Below are 18969 nucleotides of genomic sequence, written 5' to 3' on the forward strand. Positions count from 1 at the left end.
CTGCCATCCCCGCGTGGATCCGGAGAGCCGTCATGCCTGATGCCCTGATGTCCCTGTTGACCGGTGGTGTGCTCGGCCTGGGGTGGTGGGCCATGCTGGCCGTGCTGCTGGTCTTCACCCAGATCACCATCTTCTCGGTGACCCTGTACCTGCACCGCAGCCAGGCCCATCGCGGGGTCGATTTCCATCCGGCGCTGGCCCACCTGTTCCGCTTCTGGCTGTGGTTGACCACCTCGATGATCACCCGGGAATGGGTGGCCATCCACCGCAAGCACCACGCCAAGGTGGAGACCGAGGACGACCCGCACAGCCCGGTTACCCGCGGCATCGGCAAGGTGTTCTGGCACGGCGTGGAGCTGTATCGGGAAGCGCGTGGCATGCGCGCGGACATTGAGAAGTACGGGCGCGGCACCCCGGACGATGCGATCGAGCGCCACCTGTACACACCGCACGCCACGCTGGGCCCGGTGCTGCTGCTGGCAATCAACAGCGTGCTGTTCGGCCTGCCCGGCGTGGCCCTGTGGGCGATCCAGATGGCATGGATCCCGTTCTGGGCGGCCGGCGTGGTCAACGGCCTGGGCCACTGGTGGGGGTACCGCAACTACGAATCGGCCGATACCTCCACGAACCTGACGCCGTGGGGGTTCTGGATCGGTGGCGAGGAGCTGCACAACAACCACCATGCCTTCCCCAGCTCGGCGCGCTTTGCGATGCGGCGCTGGGAATTCGACATCGGCTGGAGTGCGATCCGCCTGCTGCAGGCGCTGCGCCTGGCCAAGGTGCTGCGGGTGGCACCGGCCATGGACGTACGCCCGAACATCGCCGTGCCCGATGCCGAGACCCTTAAGGCGCTGCTGTCGCACCGCTTCCAGGCGATGACCGACTACCAGCGCAACGTGTTCATGCCGGCCCTGCGCGAGGAAGCCGCGCAGGCCGGGGCCAAACTGCGTCGCCTGCTGCCGCGCCGGCTGCGCCGCGGTCTGGTCAACGATGGCCGCTGGCTGAAGCCGGACAGCCGTGCCCAGCTGAGCGCCTGGGTGGCACAGCGCCCGCGCATCCGCACCCTGGTCGAGTACCGCGCGCGGTTGGCGGCACTGCTGGAGGCGCGCGGCCACGATGCTGCCGAGCGCCTGCATCAGCTGCAGGCGTGGTGCCGCGAGGCCGAGGGAAGCGGTATCGCGGCGTTGCAGGCCTACGCCGCACGCTTGAAGGGCTACAGCCTGGTGGGCGCGTGAGGGCAGGGTACGGGCTTCTGCTGGCGGCACTGCTGCCGGGCGCGGCGCTGGCCCAGGTCACCGACACCGCCAGCTATCTGCAGCGGATGGACCGCGATGGCGACGGCAGGGTCAGCGAGGCCGAGTACGTGCAGTGGATGCTGTATGCCTTCGACCGCATGGACCGCAACGGTGATGGTGTGCTGACGGCCGAGGAGCTGCCCGGTGGCAAGGGCAGGACGATCAGTCGCGAGCAGCAGCGGCAGGTGATCGTGCAGCGCTTTCATAAGCAGGATGCCAATAGTGATGGCTTCCTCGACGCCCGTGAGCTGTCCGCGCCGCCGCGTTGAGCGGGCGTAGAATCACCCCATGCCCGAACTGCCCGAAGTCGAAACCACCCGCCGCGGCCTGGCGCCGCACCTGCAGGGCCGTCGCGTGCATGGCGTGATCCTGCGCCGCGCCGACCTGCGCTGGCCGATTCCACCGGAAGTGGCCGAGCTGATGCCGGGGCAGCGCATCGAGGACATCCGCCGGCGCGCCAAATACCTGCTGCTGGATACCGCCGTCGGCAGCGCGGTGCTGCACCTGGGCATGTCCGGCAGCCTGCGCGTGCTGCCCGGTGATACCCCGCTGCGGGCGCATGACCACGTCGACATCAGCCTGGACAACGGCCGCCTGCTGCGGTTCAACGATCCGCGCCGCTTCGGCAGCCTGCTCTGGCAGCCGGCCGGCGAGGTCCACCCGCTGCTGCAGGGGCTGGGTCCGGAGCCGCTGGACGAGGCCTTCGACGGCGACTACCTGTTCGCCCGCAGCCGGGGCCGCAGTGCGCCGGTGAAGACCTTCCTGATGGACCAGGCGGTGGTGGTGGGCGTCGGCAACATCTATGCCGCCGAGAGCCTGTTCAAGGCCGGCATCAGCCCGCTGCGCGAGGCGGGCAAGATCTCGCGCGAACGCTACCAGCGGCTGGCCGGGGCGGTGAAGGAAATCCTCGGCTATGCGATCACCCGGGGCGGCACCACGCTGCGCGATTTCATCAGCCCTGACGGCGCACCGGGCTACTTCGAGCAGGAACTGCTGGTGTACGGCCGCGACGGCCTGCCATGCCCGAACTGTGGCCGCGCGCTGAAGCACGCCACCATCGGCCAGCGCGCCAGCGTCTGGTGCAACCACTGCCAGCGCTGAGCCGGGCGGCCAGCGGCAGCTGAACGGGCAGGGCGCGTCTCCGCTGCCCGTTAACGTTTGTCTGCCTATCATGGCCGACCTTCCCTTCGTGCCTGACGCGCCTGCATGCAACGACGCGACTTCATCCGCAATGCCTCCCTCGCCCTGGCAGCATTCGGCCTGCCGTCCCTGCCCGCGTGCGCGGCCAGCAGGAGCGGCCAGATGGGCCTGCGCCGCCTCGGCCAGCCGCAGCCGTTCGACTTCGCTACCCTCAAGGGCCAGGCGCGCGCGCTGGCACAGGCGCCCTACAAGAGCCACAAGCGGGTGCTGCCGGGCCGCCTGGAAGGCTTGGACTGGGACCAGTACCAGTCGATCGGTTACCGCCAGGACCATGCGCTGTGGGCTGACCAGCCAGGCAAGTTCCAGGCCAAGTTCTTCCATCTGGGCCTGTACTTCCATTCGCCGGTGCGCATGTTCGACGTGGTCGACGGCAAGGCGCAGGAGCTGGCCTATGACGGCGCGGCATTCAACTACGGCAAGAGCGGCATCAAGGACGGCGAGCTGCCGGCCGACCTGGGGTTCGCCGGTTTCCGCTTGAACACCCGCAAGGACACCGACCGCGATTTCGCCGCCTTCCTCGGCGCCAGTTACTTCCGCGCGGTCGGCAAGGAGGGTCAGTACGGCCAGTCCGCGCGTGGCCTGGCGATCGATACCGGCATGGGCAAGCCGGAGGAATTCCCGGATTTCATCGCCTACTACCTGGAACAGCCGTCGGCTGATTCGGACACGATCGTGGTCTACGGCCTGCTGGATTCGCCCAGCGTGGCCGGTGCCTATCGCTTCGCGATCACCAACGGTGACGTGCTGCTGATGGACATCGACAGCGCGCTGTACCCGCGCAAGGCGATCGAGCGGTTGGGCATCGCGCCGTGCACCAGCATGTACCAGGTGGGCGAGAACGACCGCCGCATGGGCTGGGACTGGCGCCCGGAGATCCACGATACCGACGGCCTGTCGCTGTGGACCGGTGCCGGCGAATGGATCTGGCGCCCGCTGCTGAACCCGCGCAACCTGCGCTTCAACATGTTCGTGGACCGCAACCCGCGCGGTTTCGGCCTGCTGCAGCGCGACCGCAACTTCGACCACTACCAGGACGACGGCGTGTTCTACGAGAAGCGCCCGTGCCTGTGGGTGGAGCCGAAGGGCGAGTGGGGCGAAGGCTCAGTGCAGCTGGTGGAGATTCCCACCGTGGACGAGACCTTCGACAACATTGTGGCGTTCTGGAATCCCAAGGAAAAGCCGCAGCCGGGCCAGGAGCTGCTGGTCGGTTACCGCCTGTACTGGGGCGCCGAGCCGCCGGCACGGCCGCCGATGGCGCACTGCGTGGCCAGCCGCACCGGCCTGGGCGGCGTGGTCGGCAAGAAGCGTGAGTACTTCAGCTGGCGCTTCGCGGTGGACTTCGAAGGTGGCGAACTGGCCAGGCTGATCGACAAGGGCGAGGTCGAGGCGGTGGTGGAAGCCAGCCGGGGCCGGGTCGAGATCGTGTCGGCGCGGCCGCTGCGCGAGATCAACGGCTACCGCGCGATGTTCGACCTGGTGCCGCCGGAAGGCAGTACCGAGCAGATCGACATCCGCCTGTTCCTGCGCAGTGGTGGCAAGACCCTCACCGAGACCTGGCTGTACCAGTACACCCCGCCGCCGGCCGGAGCGCCGGAGCGCACGCTGTACTAAGAGGGGGTTGGGTTTGCAGGGCTTGCAGCCCTGCACCCGCTTCAAGCCAAGGCAACGTCAAATGCGTGCATTCCGTGGGATGGCGGGGTCGGATCCCGTTGCTGCGCAACGTGCTCTGACCCCCAGATGAATTTCGATAGATGAATTTCGATATCTGACAGATGTGCCGACCAACGGTCGGCACCCACCAACAGCCGCGTGAAACTGTCAGAGGTGGGGCGGTGTGGGTGGGCAGGACCGTTGGCGCCATGGATGGCGCCATCGAGCCCCCAGGGACGGGTTTACGGCGGGTCCTGCCCACCCACACCGCCCCGCCATCCCGCGGAATGCCGCTTTGGCTTTGGCCGTTGCCGTTGCGTTGAGCAGGTGCAGGGCTGCAAGCCCTGCAAAAGAACACCCCTTACAGCGGCAGCGGGGCCTGCGCCGGATCGATACGCCCTTCACCGCGGGTGATCTTCTTGAACTCGGCGCGGCTGACCGACACGTAGCGGTCGTTGCCGCCGATCTCCACCTGCGGGCCGTCCTGTACTGCGTGGCCATGCTCATCCACGCGTACCGTCATCGTTGCCTTCTTGCCGCTGTGGCAGATGGTCTTGATCTCCTGCATCTCGTCGGCCCAGGCCAGCAGGTACTGGCTGCCCTCGAACAGTTCGCCGCGGAAGTCGGTGCGCAGCCCGTAGCACAGCACCGGAATGCGCAGCTGGTCGACCACCTCGCTGAGCTGCCAGACCTGGGCGCGGGTGAGGAACTGGGCTTCGTCCACCAGCACGCAGCCCATCGGACCGTTCGCCGCCAGGTCCTGCTCTACCCAGCGCTGCAGGTCGGTATCACGGTCGAAGGCCATGCCCTCGGCGCGCAGGCCGATCCGCGAGGCAACCACGCCGGCGCCGGCACGATCGTCCAGGCGCGGGGTCAGGATCGCCACCCGCATGCCGCGCTCGCGGTAGTTGTGGGCGCTCTGCAGCAGGGTGGTGGTCTTGCCGGCGTTCATCGCCGAATAGTAGAAGTAGAGCTTGGCCATCGACGGATTGTACGCCGCGGCCCCGCTTCGCCGAAGCCGTTCAGCAACCCCGCCGGCAGGCCGCTGTGGTCGTCACCCCGCCCCGCTACAATCCCCATCCCATGCACGGTCTCAATCCCCCCCAAGCCGCCGCCGTCCTGCACATCGAAGGTCCGCTGCTGGTGCTCGCCGGCGCGGGCAGCGGCAAGACGCGCGTGATCGTGGAAAAGATCGCCCACCTGATCAGCTGTGGCCGCTACCCGGCACGCCGCATCGCGGCGATCACCTTCACCAACAAGTCGGCCAAGGAAATGCGCGAGCGTGTGGCCAAGCGCCTGCGCGAGCAGGATGCCGACGAGGTGACGATCTGCACCTTCCATGCGCTGGGCCTGAAGTTCCTGCAGATCGAGCACGCGGCGGTGGGCCTGAAGCGTGGATTCTCGATCTTCGACGCCGACGATGCCGCTGCGCAGATCAAGGACCTGATGCACGGGGCCAAGCCCGACGACATCGAGGACATGAAGAACCTGGTGTCGCGCGCGAAGAACGCCGGCCTGTCGCCCGAACAGGCGATGGCCGCCGCACGCAGCAACCGCGAGAAGGAAGCGGCCAGCGTCTACGAGCGATACCAGCTGAGGCTGACCGCGTTCAATGCGGTCGACTTCGATGACCTGATCCGTCTGCCGGTGCAGATCCTGGAAGAGAATCCGGACATCGCCCTGGCCTGGCGCGAGCGCATCGGCTACCTGCTGGTGGACGAATGCCAGGACACCAACGACGCGCAGTACCGCCTGCTCAAGCAGCTGGCCGGCGAGAAGGGCAACTTCACCTGCGTCGGCGACGATGACCAGTCGATCTACGCCTGGCGTGGCGCCAATCCCGAAAACCTGCAGCAGATGGGGCGTGACTACCCCGCGCTGGAAATCATCAAGCTGGAGCAGAACTACCGCTGCTCCAACCGCGTGCTGCGCGCGGCCAACGCGCTGATCGCCAACAACCCGCACGAACACCTGAAGAAGCTGTGGAGCGACCAGGCCGACGGCGAACGCATCCGCGTGTGGGAATGCCGCAACAGCGAACACGAAGCGGAAAAGGTCGCCGCCGAGATCGCCTTCGTGGCGCAGTCGCGCAACGTGCCGTGGAGTGATTTCTGCATCCTGTTCCGTGGCAACTTCCAGTCGCGCCCGCTGGAAAAGGCGATGCAGCTGCTGCGCATTCCCTACCACCTGACCGGCGGCACCATGTTCCTGGAACGCCAGGAAGTGAAGGACACGCTGGCCTGGCTGCGCCTGCTGGTGAACCCGGACGACGACACCGCGTTCATGCGGGCGGTGCAGTCGCCCAAGCGCGATGTGGGTGCCGGTACGCTGGCCAGGCTGGCCGAGCTGGCGCAGGAAAAGGACATGCCGATGGCGCATGTGGCCGAGACCATCGGCGCCCTGCAGCAGTTGCCGCCGCGCGCGGCCAACAGCCTGGCGCGCTTCACCGACATCCTGCGCGACCTGCGTGCACAGATGCGCCAGGTGACGTCCGGCGACATGATCCGCAAGGTGGCCAAGGAATCCGGGTTGCTGAGCGAGCTGCGCCAGCAGGCCAAGGAAGAGGCCAGCTACCAGCGCCGCGCAAACAACATCGAGGAACTGGCGCAGTGGTTCGAGGGCGGCCCGCGCGGTGCAACCGCCGCCGACCTGGCCGGCCAGCTGGCGCTGCTGTCGCGCAGCGACAAGGACGAGGGCGGCAACCAGGTGCGCATGATGACCCTGCACGCTTCCAAGGGCCTGGAATTCCCGTACGTGTTCATCGTCGGCTGCGAGGACGGCGTGCTGCCGCACCAGGTCAGCCTGGACGAGGGCAACCTGCAGGAAGAACGGCGCCTGCTGTACGTGGGCATCACCCGCGCCAAGATCCAGCTGTGGATGAGCTACAGCAAGCTGACGCGCAAGTTCGGCGAACACGTACGCCTGAAGCCGAGCCGGTTCTTCGAGGAGATTCCGGCCGAGGAGATCCAGCGCGATGGCGCCGATCCGGTGGCGGATGCGGCGCGGAAGAAGGAACGGGCGAGCGCGGGGTTGGCGGCGATTGAGGCGCTGTTCGACTAGGGCGCTCCAACGGCGCCGCCCCTCCGTGGTGGAGCGCGCGTTGGTTCCGCAGTGTGGCCGGTCGGGGTGGGTTCGCGGGGGACGCCGTGAACCCGTCCTTGGGGGCTTAGCCGCGCCATCCATGGCGCGGATACCCCCGCGAACCCACCCCGACCGGCCTCTGACAGATTCCGGGCGCTTCCTTCCACGGCAATGCAGAGGAAATCAAAAGCAACAGCCGGGGGTTGAGGCAGAATCGGGGTTTCGGCTGGAGGTCTGCCTGTGCAACCGATCGAGAGTGAGCGCCTGCGGCTGCGGGCCATTGAACCTGACCGTGATGCGGCACCGATGCTGGCCCTGCTCAACGATCCGGGCTTCGTGCGTTTCATCGGTGACCGCAACGTGCGCGACGAAGAACAGGCACGCGAGTACATTGCGCTGCGGGTGCTGCACAGCTATGCGTTGAATGGCTTCGGCATGTATGCCATCGAGCGGTTGTCCGATGGTGCCTGGGTGGGTAATGCCGGGCTGGTGCGGCGGGATGGCCTGCCGGGGCCGGATATCGGCTATGCGGTGCTTTCGCAATTCGCCGGGCAGGGCTATGCCGGTGAGGCGGCGCGGGCGGTGTTCGCGCATGCACGCGGAGCGCTGGGCCTGCACGATCTGTATGGCATCACCGACCTGGACAACGTGGTGTCCGGGAAGATCCTGCTGGGCTTGGGCATGCAGGAGCGCGGGGTGATCCAGTTGCCGGGCGTGGACAGCCCGAGCCGGTTGTATGCCACGCCGGGTGCGGCTGACGTCGGGTAGTGCCGGCCGCTGGCCGGCAACCTGGTCATGCCGGATGCCGGCCAGCGGCCGGCACTACCGGATGTGGACGTTCAACCGCGCAGTTCGTCCAGCTGCGCCTGCAGCTCGGCCACGGCCGCTTCCAGCCGGGCCACGCGCTCGGCCAGGCCCGGGTCGGCCGCATCGCTGCTGCCACCGCCGCCGCTGGCGTACTTCGCTGCCAGTGCCGCGCCGTCCACTTCTCCGCACAGCAGGTGCATGTAGCGGTCTTCGCGCTGGCCGCTGGCGCGCGGCAGCACCACCAGCAGCGCGCGCTGCTGCAGGCGCTCGATGGCGTGGCGGGCTTCGTCGGTGTCGGCAAAACGGTACAGACGCTCGCTGCGCGACACCAGCTCGCCCAGGGTTTGCGGCCCACGCAGCAGCAGCAGCGCCAGCAGCACGGTCTGCTGCCGGGTCAGGTCCAGCGCGGCCTGCAGGCGGTGCTCGTAGCGGTCCGCGCGCGAGGAGAAGTGCTGGCGGGCCAGGCCCATCGTTTCCAGCTGGCGCAGCGCGTGCTGCACGCTGCCGGCATCGACGTTCATCACCGGCTCGCGCGCGGTCTTCTGGTTGGCGGCCGATTGGGCGGCGTTGACCGTCAGCGGGTAGGTGTCCGGTGTGGTCGCCTCCTTTTCCACCAGGCAGCCCAGCAGGCGTGCCTGCACGGCGTCGAGCAGGGGGACGTCGGGGGTCTGGGTGGAATCGGTCATGGCGGCCTCCGGAAGGGCAACGGGTCAACCGCCAAGCATAGCCGTCCCGGGGCCGCCTTTGCCGGTAAAATGCGCCGGTATATCTGATTGCCGGTGAATCCATGCGTCGTCCCGTTTCCCTGTCCCTGACCCTGCTCGCCACTGCGGCGCTGGGCCTGTCCGCCTGCAAGCGCGTGGATGCGCCTGCTGCCGAAGCCGTTGCCCCGGAGGCCCCGGCCGCCGCTGCCAAGGCTGATGGCGCGCTTGATGCGACCGCCAACGACAATCTCAACGCAGTGCTGTGGATGCAGCGCGCGCAGGAGTACAAGGCCATCACCGAGCAGACCTACCGTGCCGCCGCCGACCACCTGGACGCCGCGCTGAAGGAAGCGCACTGGGATGCGCTGGTGCCGGAGGAACGCGGCAACGAGGCCAAGGGCCTGAAGCCGGCCGTGGTGCTGGACGTGGATGAGACCGTGCTGGACAACTCGCCCTACCAGGCGCGTCTGGTGCGCGACGGCAAGGAATACGACGAGCTGAGCTGGGACCAGTGGGTGGCCGAGAAGAAGGCCAAGGCCATTCCGGGCGTGGTGGATTTCGCCAAGGCTGCCAACGCCAAGGGCGTGACCCTGCTGTACATCTCCAACCGCGCCGTGCACCTGAAGGACGCGACGCTGGCCAACCTGCGCGAGCAGGGCCTGCCGGTGGCCGATGACAGCGTGTTCCTGGGCCTGGGCACCGTGGTAGAAGGGTGCGAGCAGGCCGGTAGCGAGAAGAACTGCCGCCGCCGCCTGGCCGGGCAGAAGTACCGCGTGCTGATGCAGTTCGGCGACCAGCTGGGCGATTTCGTGGAAGTGACCGCCAACACCAACGAAGGCCGTGACGCACTGCTGCAGCAGTACCACGACTGGTTCGGCGAGCGCTGGTGGATGCTGCCCAACCCGACCTACGGTGGCTTCGAGCCGGCGCAGTTCAACAACGATTACAGCCAGTCGCGCCAGGCCCGCCACGACGCCAAGCGCGCTGCCCTGGACTACGCACCATGAGCCGCGCGCCGCTGCCGCTGCGCGACGACGAGCGCCTGATCTTCGCGCTGGACGTGCCTGATCGCGCGCAGGCGCTGGAGTGGGTCGACCGCCTCGGCGACAGCGTGGCGTTCTACAAGATCGGCATGGAACTGCTGGCGTCGGGCGAGTACTTCCAGGTGCTGGACGAGCTGGCCCGCCGCGACAAGCGCGTGTTCGTCGACCTGAAGTTCTTCGATATCCCGGCCACCGCCGCGGCGGTGATCAAGCGCCTTTCGCAGTGGCCGGTCAGCTACGCCACCATCCACGGCTGGCACCCGGCGATGATGGAAGCCTGCGCCGCCGCCAACAGCAGCGACATGCGCCTGCTGGCGGTGACCGTGCTGACCTCGATGGGCCGCCCGGACCTGGCGCAGATGGGCATCGACCGTGAACCGGTGGAGGTGGTGGTCGAACGCGCGCTGGCCGCGCAGGCGGCCGGCATCGATGGCGTGATCGCCTCGGGCCAGGAGGCCGGCCCGATTCGCGCCGCGACCGGCGCCGGCTTCTCGATCGTCTGCCCGGGCATCCGCCCCGGTGGCCCGGTTGGCGATGACCAGAAGCGTACCGTTGGCGTGGCCCAGGCCTTTGCCGATGGCGCCGATGCCATTGTGGTCGGTCGCCCGATCCGCCTGGCCACCGATCCGCAGGCCGCGGCCCGGGCCATCCAGCAGGAAATCGCGTCGGCACTGGGTGCGCGCTGAGGTTCCGTTGCGAAGGCTGCAGGCCCGAACGCCATCCCGGCCCGCGCGGGATGGCGTTTTTGCATCCGTCTACCGAGCGGTTGTGCCCGAATCGCCGCAAAACCTGCCGTAGATTTCATTGCTTCCACCCCCATCATCAGGTGAATCAATAAAATCAATAGTTTAAGGCGAACTACGTGAAGTGTTGCCTTAACTTGAGCGGCAGCGTAGGATCGCCGCCATCCGGTCCTCGGACCGGACATGTGCCACAACACTGTCCACCGGCCCTGCGCCGGTTTGAAGAGCCTGTGATCCCCGTGATCCCGGCTCTTTTTTTATTCCCGTCAGTGACTTGCACAGGCAACAGCGGAAACCGTGACGTCCCGGCTTGCCGCTGTCACGTCGCAGGCCGCAAGATGCGGACCGGTCCGGGGAGTCCGATTGCATGAGCGTGGCGGTGCGAGGAAGGTCTGCGCGTGGATGGGGGCTGGCAGCCATGCTGCTGCTGGCGGCGGTCGCGTGCCGCGAATCAGCCGATGATCCGGCCAAGCCGGCAGCCGAACCGGTCGCGGCGGTGCAGGCGATGGCCCTGCGCCTGGCCGAGGACGATCTGGTCGGCTACGCGAAGCTGTCGGTGCCGCCCAGCCAGTACCAGCGCCTGCAACAGGCCTGGACCGAAGGCCACAGCCAGTGGCCGCTGACCGAACTGCCGCTGGGTGACCAGCTGCTGCCGATGCTGGCCGCGCTGCGCAAGCCCAACGCCAGCGCCGAACTGCAGCGCAGCTTCGATCGCCAGCTGGCCGGACAGGCCGGCGCCGTTCGCCAGGCCGCGCAGTCGATGGGCAACTTCGGCGTGCAGTATCTGCGCCACCAGAAGGGCTATACGCCCGGCCAACAGGCGCACTACATCGCCCTGGTGGAAACCCTCGCCAGCTGGGCGCAGGGCGCACCGATCAGTGACCGCGCCCGCGCGCGCAGCACCATCGCCGCACTGGTTGGCGCGGCCGGCAAGGTTGGGTTCGATGATGAGGCCGGCCTGCAGGCCGCCGGCATGGAAGGCAGCCTGCAGCAGCTGGCGCCGTTCATCCACACCCTCAAGGCCGTGTTGGGCAGCTACGGACTGGGCGTGGACGAGGCGCTGCGCAGCGTGCGCGGTGAGCTGCTCTCGGTGGAGGGTGACAATGCGCTGGTACGCCTGCACTACGACCTGGCTGGCCGCGAAATGATCCTGCAGCTGCCGCTGAGCCGCCGCGAGGGCCACTGGTACCTGACCCGCACCCTGGCCGACACCGATGCGCTGCTGCGCAAGGCCGACGCGGCCCGCGCTGCGGCCTCGCCATCACCGGCTGAAGCCCCTGCTGGGGGTGGGGAAGCAGCAACGCCGCCGCCTAAGCCATAATGGCGCCGATGTCGAAACAGAACCCGCTGCCGTTTCCCGGCGAAGAATCCCAGTCGACGCCCGCCGATACGGTGCCGGCGTCCCCCTCGACCGGCACCGGCCCGAACCCGGTACCGCCGCCCGTGCACGCGCGTCCGGCCGGCCGCCGCCCGCTGTGGGCTCGCCTGCTGGGCCGCCTGGTCGAGCCGTGGCTGTCGCTGAAGATCGAGCCGGAAGACCCAGGCCAGTACAACGATGGCCGTCCGGTCGTGTACGTGCTGGAAGACTACGGCCTGTCCAACGCGCTGATCCTGGACAAGGCCTGCCGCCAGGCCGGGCTGCCCTCGCCGCTGGTGCCGCTGGCCGGTGACCCGACCGGGCGCAAGCGCGCCTACCTGGCGCTGTCGCGGCGCAGCTCCAGCAACTCGCTGATTCCCGAGCAGCGCGGCGCCAAGACCCACTCCGATTCGCTGGCCAAGGTCCTGCAGGCGCACCGCGTGCGCGACGACCTGGATGTGCACCTGGTGCCGGTGTCTATCTTCGTCGGCCGCGCGCCGGACAAGCAGAGCGGCTGGTTCGCGGTGCTGTTCTCGGAAAACTGGGCGCTGGTCGGTCGCTTCCGCCGCCTGCTGGGCCTGCTGCTGAACGGGCGCAATACCATCGTGCGCTTCGCCCCGCCGATCTCGCTGCGCAGCACCGTGGACGAAGGCCTGGAGCCGGAGCGCACGGTGCGCAAGCTGCAGCGCGTGCTGCGTACGCACTTCCGGCGCATCCGTGAATCGGTGATCGGCCCTGACCTGTCGACCCGGCGCCTGCTGGTGGACCAGGTGCTGGCTGCCGAACCGGTGCGCGAGGCGATCGCCGCACAGGCCAAGCGCGACAATTCGAAGCCGGCCGATGCCTGGAAGAAGGCACACGCCTACGCCTGGGAAATCGCCGCGGACTATTCCAGCCCGGTCGTGCGCTCGGCCAGCTTCATGCTCAGCCACGTGTGGAACCGCATCTATGCGGGCGTGCTGGTGCACCACCTGGACAAGTTCAAGGCTGCCGCGCCGGGCCACGAAGTGGTGTACGTGCCCAGCCACCGCAGCCACATGGACTACCTGCTGCTGTCCTACCTGCTGTACGACCGTGGCATCGTGCCGCCGCACATCGTGGCCGGCATCAACCTGAACCTGCCGGTGGTGGGTACCCTGCTGCGCAAGGGCGGTGCGTTCTTCATCCGCCGCTCGATCCGCGGCAACGCGCTGTACTCGGCGGTGCTCAGCGAGTACGTCGCGCAGCTGGTGGCCGGTGGCTATTCGCTGGAGTATTTCGTTGAGGGTGGCCGGTCGCGCACCGGCCGCCTGCTGCAGCCCAAGGGCGGCATGATCTCGATGACGCTGCGTGCGTTCCTGCGCCAGCCGCGCAAGCCGGTGCTGTTCCAGCCCGTCTACATCGGCTACGAGAAACTGATGGAAGGCGGCAGCTATCTGGACGAACTGTCCGGCCGGCCGAAGGAAAAGGAATCGATCTGGTCGCTGCTGTGGGGCATCCCCAAGGTGCTCAAGCAGAACTACGGCCAGGTGGTGGTGAACTTTGGCGAACCGATCGCACTGAACGACGTGCTGGCCGAGAAGGCGCCGGAGTGGAAGGGCGAGGCGGTGTCCGAGGACGAGAAGCCGGCCTGGCTGTCGACCACGGTGGATACGCTGGCCGAACGCATCCAGGTGCGCATCAACGGCGCTGCCGACGTCAACCCCATCAACCTGCTGGCGCTGGCCCTGCTGTCCACGCCGAAGCACGCGATGGGCGAGGCCGACCTGATCGCGCAGATCGAGCTGTGCAAGACGCTGCTGGTCGAGATGCCGTACTCGGACCGGGTGACGGTGACCCCGCACTCGCCGGAGCGGATCATCGCCCATGCCGAGGAGATCAACGTCCTCACCCGCATCAAGCACCCGCTGGGCGATGTGCTCAGCGTCAGCGGCGATACCGCGGTGCTGCTGAGCTACTTCCGCAACAATGTGCTGCACCTGTTCACCGCCTCGTCGTGGGTGGCCTGCTGCTTCCAGAACAACCGCCGCATGAGCCGCGCCGGCCTGGTCCAGCTGGGCCGTACGGTGTACCCGTTCCTGCAGGCCGAGCTGTTCCTGCCGTGGAGCGAGGACGAGTTCGCCCAGCGCATCGACCAGACCATCAACGTGTTCGTGCGTGAGGGGTTGCTGCAGAACGTCAATGACGACGACGGCGGTATTCTGGCGCGCAACACCGGGCAGACCGACGAGGTCTTCCGCCTGCGCGCCATCGGGCACTCGCTGCAGCAGGCGTTCGAGCGCTACTACATCGCCATTTCGGTGCTGGTCAAGAACGGCCCCGGCGTGCTTGGCGCCGCCGAACTGGAAAGCCTGTGCCAGCAGGCCGCGCAACGCCTGAGCCTGCTCTATGCGCCGGCGGCGCCGGAGTTCTTCGACAAGGCCCTGTTCCGTGGCTTCATCCAGAAGCTGCGCGAGCTGCGCCTGGTGTGGCCGGACGAGAACAGCAAGCTGCTGTTCGACGAGCGCCTGGATGCCTGGGCCAAGGATGCCAAGTTCATCCTCGGCCGCGAGCTGCGCCACACCATCGAGCGGGTCAGCCCGGAAGCGGCGCGCCCGGACGAGCCGGCGCCGCAGGATTGAACTGAATCCTGCGGTGGGTGTGGACCTTGGTCCGCACACCTTCCCGTCGTGCCGACCAGGGTTGGCACGTACCGGAGCAGGAGGCCAACCCGGGTTGGCACCCACCTGAACCCGGCTCAGGCCGGCTCGTCGGGAATCTGCAGGCTCTCCAGCCTGGCGATGCAATCCTTCAACTGCAGCTTGCGCCGCTTCAGGCGCTTGGCTTCCAGTTCGTCCTCGCCGTTGGCCGCCATGCGGGTGATCTGTTCATCCAGCAGGCGGTGCTCGGCGCGCAGGGCGGCGAGGCGTTCGACGATCTCGGCGGGGTCGTAGGTGTCCACAGGTCCCGAGCATACACAGCGATGATGACCGCCGGGAGAGGGGAATACCGACCCCCGGCCGGGGCCGCTCCGAGCCGTTAGAATGGAGCCCATGAGTGCCGTGATTTCCCTTCCCGATCCCCAGCCGCGCGCCGCCCGCGATCCACGCGTGGCCGAGCGCGAGCAGCACAAGCTGGCCAAGCGCCTGCGCCGCCAGGTCGGCGAGGCGATCGCCGACTTCGGCATGATCGAGGCCGGCGACAAGGTCATGGTCTGCCTGTCCGGCGGCAAGGACAGCTACACCCTGCTGGACGTGCTGCTTCAGCTGCAGAAGAAGGCACCGGTGCCGTTCGAGCTGGTGGCGGTGAACCTGGACCAGAAACAGCCGGGCTTCCCTGAGCACATCCTGCCGGAGTACCTGGCTGGGCTGGGCGTGCCGTACCACATCATCGAGCAGGACACCTACTCGGTGGTCAGCCGGGTCATCCCGGAAGGCAAGACCATGTGCTCGCTGTGCTCGCGCCTGCGTCGTGGCGCGCTTTACAACTACGCCGAAACCCACGGTTTCACCAAGATCGCGCTGGGCCATCACCGCGACGACATGGTGGCCACCTTCTTCATGAACCTGTTCCACCACGCCAAGCTGGCGGGGATGCCGCCGAAACTGCGCAGCGATGACGGCAGGCACGTGGTGATCCGGCCGTTGGCCTACGTGCGCGAAAGCGACATCGTCGACTACGCGCAGGCACGCCGGTTCCCGATCATTCCCTGCAACCTGTGCGGCAGCCAGGAGAACCTGCAGCGCCGCCAGGTCGGCCTGATGCTGAAGCAGTGGGAAAAGGACCATCCCGGCCGCATCGAGCAGATCGCGCGCGCCATGGGTGACGTCCGGCCCTCGCAGCTGGCCGACACTACCCTGTTCGACTTCATGGCGCTGGGCCGTCGCGACGACGCGCCGCTGCCCGATGCCCATGCCTGGCTGGCCGGTTCCCCGGCCGACGCCGACGCAGATCCCGAGACGCCCACCGTTTAAGGTCGGTCGCCCTTCCTCTTTGCCATCCGGAATTCCATGTTCTTTCGCAACCTGACGTTCTTCCGTTTTCCGACCGCCACCGATTTTTCCGAAGTCGATACCCTGCTGCCGCACGCCGTGCTCAAGCCTGTTGGCGCGCTGGAAATGAACTCGCGCGGCTTCATCTCGCCGTTCGGCCGCGAGGAAAAGGAGCAGCTCTCCCACCGCATCGCCGAACACCTGTGGCTGACCGTGGGCGGCGAGGACAAGATCCTGCCGGCAGCGGTGGTCAACGACCTGCTCGAGCGCAAGCTGGAGGAGATCGAGGAGAAGGAAGGCCGCCGCCCAGGTGGCCGCGAGCGCAAGCGCATGAAGGATGACCTGCTGCATGAACTGCTGCCGCGCGCCTTCGTGAAGTCCTCGCGCAACGACGCCTTCATCGACCTGCAGCACGGCTATGTGGCGGTGGATACCTCCAGCCGCAAGACCGGCGAGTACTTCATGTCCGACATCCGCGGCCTGCTCGGCAGCTTCCCGGCGATGCCGCTGAACGCCGAAGTCGCGCCGCGCTCGATCCTGACCGGCTGGATCGCCGGCGAGCCGCTGCCGACCGGACTGAGCCTGGGCGAAGAGTGCGAGATGAAGGATCCGGTCGAAGGCGGCGCGGTGGTCAAGTGCCAGCACCAGGAACTGCGCTGCGACGAGATCGACAAGCACCTGGACGCCGGCAAGCAGGTGACCAAGCTGGCGCTGATCTTCGAGGACAACCTGTCCTTCGTCATCGGCGACGACCTGATCGTGCGCAAGCTGAAGTTCCTCGACGGCGCCCTGGACCAGCTGGAGCATGCCGACGAAGATGGCCGCCGCGCCGAGTTCGACGCCCGCTTTGCCCTGCAGAGCGCCGAGATCCGCCGCCTGTTCCTGTTGCTGGAAGAAGCCTTCAAGCTCAGCAAGGCTGACTGAACAGGCAGCGCGACGGCCGCCGGTCATCCGGCGGCCCGAAGCGGCGCTATGCTGGGCGCATGAGCCGTCTGCTGCGCCGCCTGATCAGCCCGACCCCGCCCGCCACCGTACAGCGCGACACCGTTCGCCTGCGCCTGGAGGATGCCGAGATCGAGGTCCTGCGCGTGCGTGATCCGCGTGCGCGGCGCATCAAGCTGAGCGTGGACGAACGCGGCGCACGCCTGACCCTGCCGCCGCGCGCAAGCCTGGTGATGGGCGAACGCTTCCTGGAACAGCACCGCGACTGGTTGGCGCTGCAGCTGCGGCAGTACCAGGGCCAGGGCCTGCCGCCACCGTTGCAGCCGGGCGAAGACGGTGTGCTGCCCCTGCGCGGCGAACTGCTGCCGCTGCGCTGGCAGGAAGGCCGCTACGCGCGCCTGGAGATCGACGCGCACGGCGCCTGCGTGCAGTGGCCGACCCGCGGCGGCGACGCCACCCTGCGCCGTCTGCTGCGCGAATTCTACGAAGCCCAGACCCGCGCCGACGTCGGCCGCTGGCTGCCGAAGTACCTGCCCACTCTGCCGCGCGCCCCCAGCCGCCTGCGGCTGAAGGTGATGTCCTCGCAATGGGGCTCGCTGGCCCCCGACGGCAGCATGGCACTGGACCTGGCCCTGGTGCTCGGTCGTCCGGAAGCGTTCGAGTATGTGCTGGTGCACGAGCTCTGCCACCTGATCCAGCCCAATCACTCGCCTGCGTTCTGGCACGAAGTGGAACAACGCTTCCCCGCCTGGCGCGAGCAGCGCGACTACTTCCAGCTGGAAGGGCGACGCCTCAAAGCGATGCTGCACCAGCTGCTGTGACCGCACCCCGCGCCCTGTAGAGCCGAGCCCATGCTCGGCTGACGCGCGCAGCGCGGGGTTCCAGTCATCACGTTGAAGAGCAGCCGAGCATGGCTCGGCTCTACAGAAGAGCGCGCACAGCGCGCGACCCGCTTTGCTCCTGCTCTTCCTTCCTTCTTCCGTGGTGGGCACACAGGAAACTGTCCGTGGCCGGGCGGGGTGGGTTGCGCAGGGGCGTGAGCCGCATGGATGCGGCGACCGAGCTTACAAGGACGTACTTGCAGCGACCCCTGCGCAATCCACCCCGGCCGGCCGAGCACGGCTTCTGATTTGAACGACCCGCCACGAGGGCGCAGCCGTTGGCCGAAACCCTCACCCCGCCCGCAACGCCGCGGCCGCCGCCCACCGCGCCGCCACCCGCGGCGCCGTAATGCACACTGCCTGGTCGGTCACCGTCGTCACCGCACGCTCCAGCAGCTGGATATCCGCCTCATGCTGGCGCGCCACATGCGGGTCCTCGAAGAAGATCGCACGCTGGCAACGCCCCTCCAGTACCCGGTCGGCAATCTGCGCATCACCGCCCATCGGGCCACTCTGGTAGCGCGTCACCCACGGCGTATCACGCGGCCAGCCCCGGCTCCAGGCCAGTTCGTTCAAACGCTGGCCGGTGGTGCCGGTCGCCACCCGCTCGCCGAACCGGGCCAGCACATCGAAATGCTCATCGGCGAAGGCCAGCATCGCCGGCTTCATCGCATCATGCGCGATCAGTGCCAGCGTCTGGCTTTCGAACGCATGCAGGTCGTCAGCGCCGCGGTCTGCCGGCAGCCCGGCGTGGACGCGCTCCACTTCGACCCAGTCGCGTGCGGTGGCCACGGTCGAAATGAACGGCTTGCCGTGAATCACGCACTGCCGTTTCAGCGCCGTGGCTTCTGGAAACACCGAGGATGGGTCGACCGGATCGATCAGGTAGATCGCGCCATCCAGTGTCCGATCCGGACCCATGCCGACGACTTCGGCGACCAGCTTCATCAGGCCACCCTCGCGTCCGTACGGGTAACGGTGCAGGCCCGCGTACCCGGTCAGGAAGCCCTGTCGTTCGATCGCGTCATGGGTGCGACCGACCGCATGCAGCGACACGCCCAGCTCGCGCAGGCCGGGCTCGCTGCTGCGCAGCCAACGGAACAGCGCGGCGCGCGCGTCGTGGTGATGAAGACGGTTGGCAGCCAGGCCGATGCGCATCGAACGCTCCGCAGTTACGGGTGAAGGCGGCAGTGTATGTCGGCATTCCCCTATCTGGATGCTTTTACAACTTTCTTCATTGCCGTCGGTCCGCACGTCGATAGCGTGGCAGGCAGCGGTACCGCAGCGCGGCCGTTCCTTCCGCCCGCGAGATGAGG

17 protein-coding genes are annotated in these 18969 nt (G+C 67.7%); 13 read left to right on the forward strand and 4 right to left on the reverse strand.

Translation table 11 applies throughout. The features are described from left to right. Positions 1-32: 32 nt before the first annotated feature. The 4 genes from ROV95_RS03320 (at position 33) to ROV95_RS03335 (ending at position 4106) form a co-directional block, all read left to right on the forward strand. Positions 33-1235, forward strand: a complete 1203-nt coding sequence (locus ROV95_RS03320; protein ID WP_312542985.1) for a fatty acid desaturase — start codon at positions 33-35, stop codon at positions 1233-1235. Next, positions 1232-1564 carry an EF-hand domain-containing protein gene (locus ROV95_RS03325; protein ID WP_155028744.1) on the forward strand — a complete coding sequence of 111 codons (333 nt, stop codon included), beginning with the start codon at positions 1232-1234 and terminating at the stop codon, positions 1562-1564. The genes ROV95_RS03320 and ROV95_RS03325 overlap by 4 nt, the downstream gene beginning before the upstream one ends. Before the next feature lie 19 nt (positions 1565-1583). Beyond that, positions 1584-2396 carry a bifunctional DNA-formamidopyrimidine glycosylase/DNA-(apurinic or apyrimidinic site) lyase gene (gene mutM, locus ROV95_RS03330; protein WP_134731978.1) on the forward strand — a complete coding sequence of 271 codons (813 nt, stop codon included), beginning with the start codon at positions 1584-1586 and terminating at the stop codon, positions 2394-2396. A gap of 105 nt (positions 2397-2501) precedes the next feature. Beyond that, positions 2502-4106, forward strand: a complete 1605-nt coding sequence (locus tag ROV95_RS03335) for a glucan biosynthesis protein D (RefSeq protein WP_019658845.1) — start codon at positions 2502-2504, stop codon at positions 4104-4106. Positions 4107-4506: 400 nt separating this feature from the next. On the opposite strand, the gene ROV95_RS03340 is transcribed toward ROV95_RS03335, so the two are convergent. Further along, entirely contained in the window at positions 4507-5127 is a 621-nt protein-coding gene (locus ROV95_RS03340) for a thymidine kinase (protein ID WP_021204637.1), read from the reverse strand. Between the two features lie 101 nt (positions 5128-5228). Between ROV95_RS03340 and ROV95_RS03345 the strand changes: the two genes are divergently transcribed. Together ROV95_RS03345 and ROV95_RS03350 are read left to right on the forward strand one after the other, a co-directional pair. Further along, on the forward strand, positions 5229-7205 hold the full coding sequence (locus ROV95_RS03345; protein WP_312542995.1) for a UvrD-helicase domain-containing protein: 1977 nt from the start codon (positions 5229-5231) through the stop codon (positions 7203-7205). A gap of 261 nt (positions 7206-7466) precedes the next feature. Beyond that, complete coding sequence (locus ROV95_RS03350; protein WP_058983216.1) at positions 7467-7994, forward strand: GNAT family N-acetyltransferase; 528 nt, start codon at positions 7467-7469, stop codon at positions 7992-7994. 71 nt (positions 7995-8065) lie between these two features. On the opposite strand, the gene ROV95_RS03355 is transcribed toward ROV95_RS03350, so the two are convergent. Further along, positions 8066-8719, reverse strand: a complete 654-nt coding sequence (locus ROV95_RS03355) for a DUF480 domain-containing protein (RefSeq protein WP_019662241.1) — start codon at positions 8717-8719, stop codon at positions 8066-8068. A gap of 101 nt (positions 8720-8820) precedes the next feature. Between ROV95_RS03355 and ROV95_RS03360 the strand changes: the two genes are divergently transcribed. From ROV95_RS03360 to plsB, 4 genes are all read left to right on the forward strand, one after another. Then, entirely contained in the window at positions 8821-9744 is a 924-nt protein-coding gene (locus ROV95_RS03360; RefSeq protein ID WP_049432499.1) for a 5'-nucleotidase, lipoprotein e(P4) family, read from the forward strand. Continuing rightward, the gene (gene pyrF / locus ROV95_RS03365; RefSeq protein ID WP_021202271.1) at positions 9741-10466 is read left to right on the forward strand and encodes an orotidine-5'-phosphate decarboxylase; all 726 of its coding nucleotides are present in this window, start codon (positions 9741-9743) and stop codon (positions 10464-10466) included. The genes ROV95_RS03360 and pyrF overlap by 4 nt, the downstream gene beginning before the upstream one ends. 424 nt (positions 10467-10890) lie before the next feature. Then, complete coding sequence (locus ROV95_RS03370) at positions 10891-11844, forward strand: hypothetical protein (RefSeq protein WP_164145431.1); 954 nt, start codon at positions 10891-10893, stop codon at positions 11842-11844. Beyond that, positions 11844-14480, forward strand: a complete 2637-nt coding sequence (plsB, locus tag ROV95_RS03375) for a glycerol-3-phosphate 1-O-acyltransferase PlsB (protein ID WP_019662245.1) — start codon at positions 11844-11846, stop codon at positions 14478-14480. The genes ROV95_RS03370 and plsB overlap by 1 nt, the downstream gene beginning before the upstream one ends. 116 nt (positions 14481-14596) lie before the next feature. Here plsB and ROV95_RS03380 read toward each other — a convergent pair whose 3' ends face one another. Further along, the gene (locus ROV95_RS03380) at positions 14597-14800 is read right to left on the reverse strand and encodes a YdcH family protein (protein WP_005407501.1); all 204 of its coding nucleotides are present in this window, start codon (positions 14798-14800) and stop codon (positions 14597-14599) included. 91 nt (positions 14801-14891) lie between these two features. Between ROV95_RS03380 and ttcA the strand changes: the two genes are divergently transcribed. From ttcA to ROV95_RS03395, 3 genes are read left to right on the forward strand one after another with little or no spacing between them, the layout of a single operon-like run. Further along, the gene (gene ttcA, locus ROV95_RS03385; RefSeq protein WP_171953210.1) at positions 14892-15812 is read left to right on the forward strand and encodes a tRNA 2-thiocytidine(32) synthetase TtcA; all 921 of its coding nucleotides are present in this window, start codon (positions 14892-14894) and stop codon (positions 15810-15812) included. Positions 15813-15848: 36 nt separating this feature from the next. Beyond that, positions 15849-16754, forward strand: a complete 906-nt coding sequence (locus tag ROV95_RS03390) for a recombination-associated protein RdgC (protein WP_021202267.1) — start codon at positions 15849-15851, stop codon at positions 16752-16754. Positions 16755-16813: 59 nt separating this feature from the next. After that, a complete protein-coding gene (locus ROV95_RS03395) occupies positions 16814-17593 on the forward strand; it encodes a SprT family zinc-dependent metalloprotease (protein ID WP_155028750.1) in 780 nt (259 codons plus the stop codon). Positions 17594-17944: 351 nt separating this feature from the next. Here ROV95_RS03395 and ROV95_RS03400 read toward each other — a convergent pair whose 3' ends face one another. Continuing rightward, complete coding sequence (locus tag ROV95_RS03400) at positions 17945-18811, reverse strand: methylglyoxal synthase (protein WP_155028751.1); 867 nt, start codon at positions 18809-18811, stop codon at positions 17945-17947. Positions 18812-18969 lie beyond the last annotated feature (158 nt).

It is taken from the genome of Stenotrophomonas maltophilia group sp. msm1, assembly GCF_032025805.1.
Lineage (GTDB): Bacteria > Pseudomonadota > Gammaproteobacteria > Xanthomonadales > Xanthomonadaceae > Stenotrophomonas > Stenotrophomonas hibiscicola.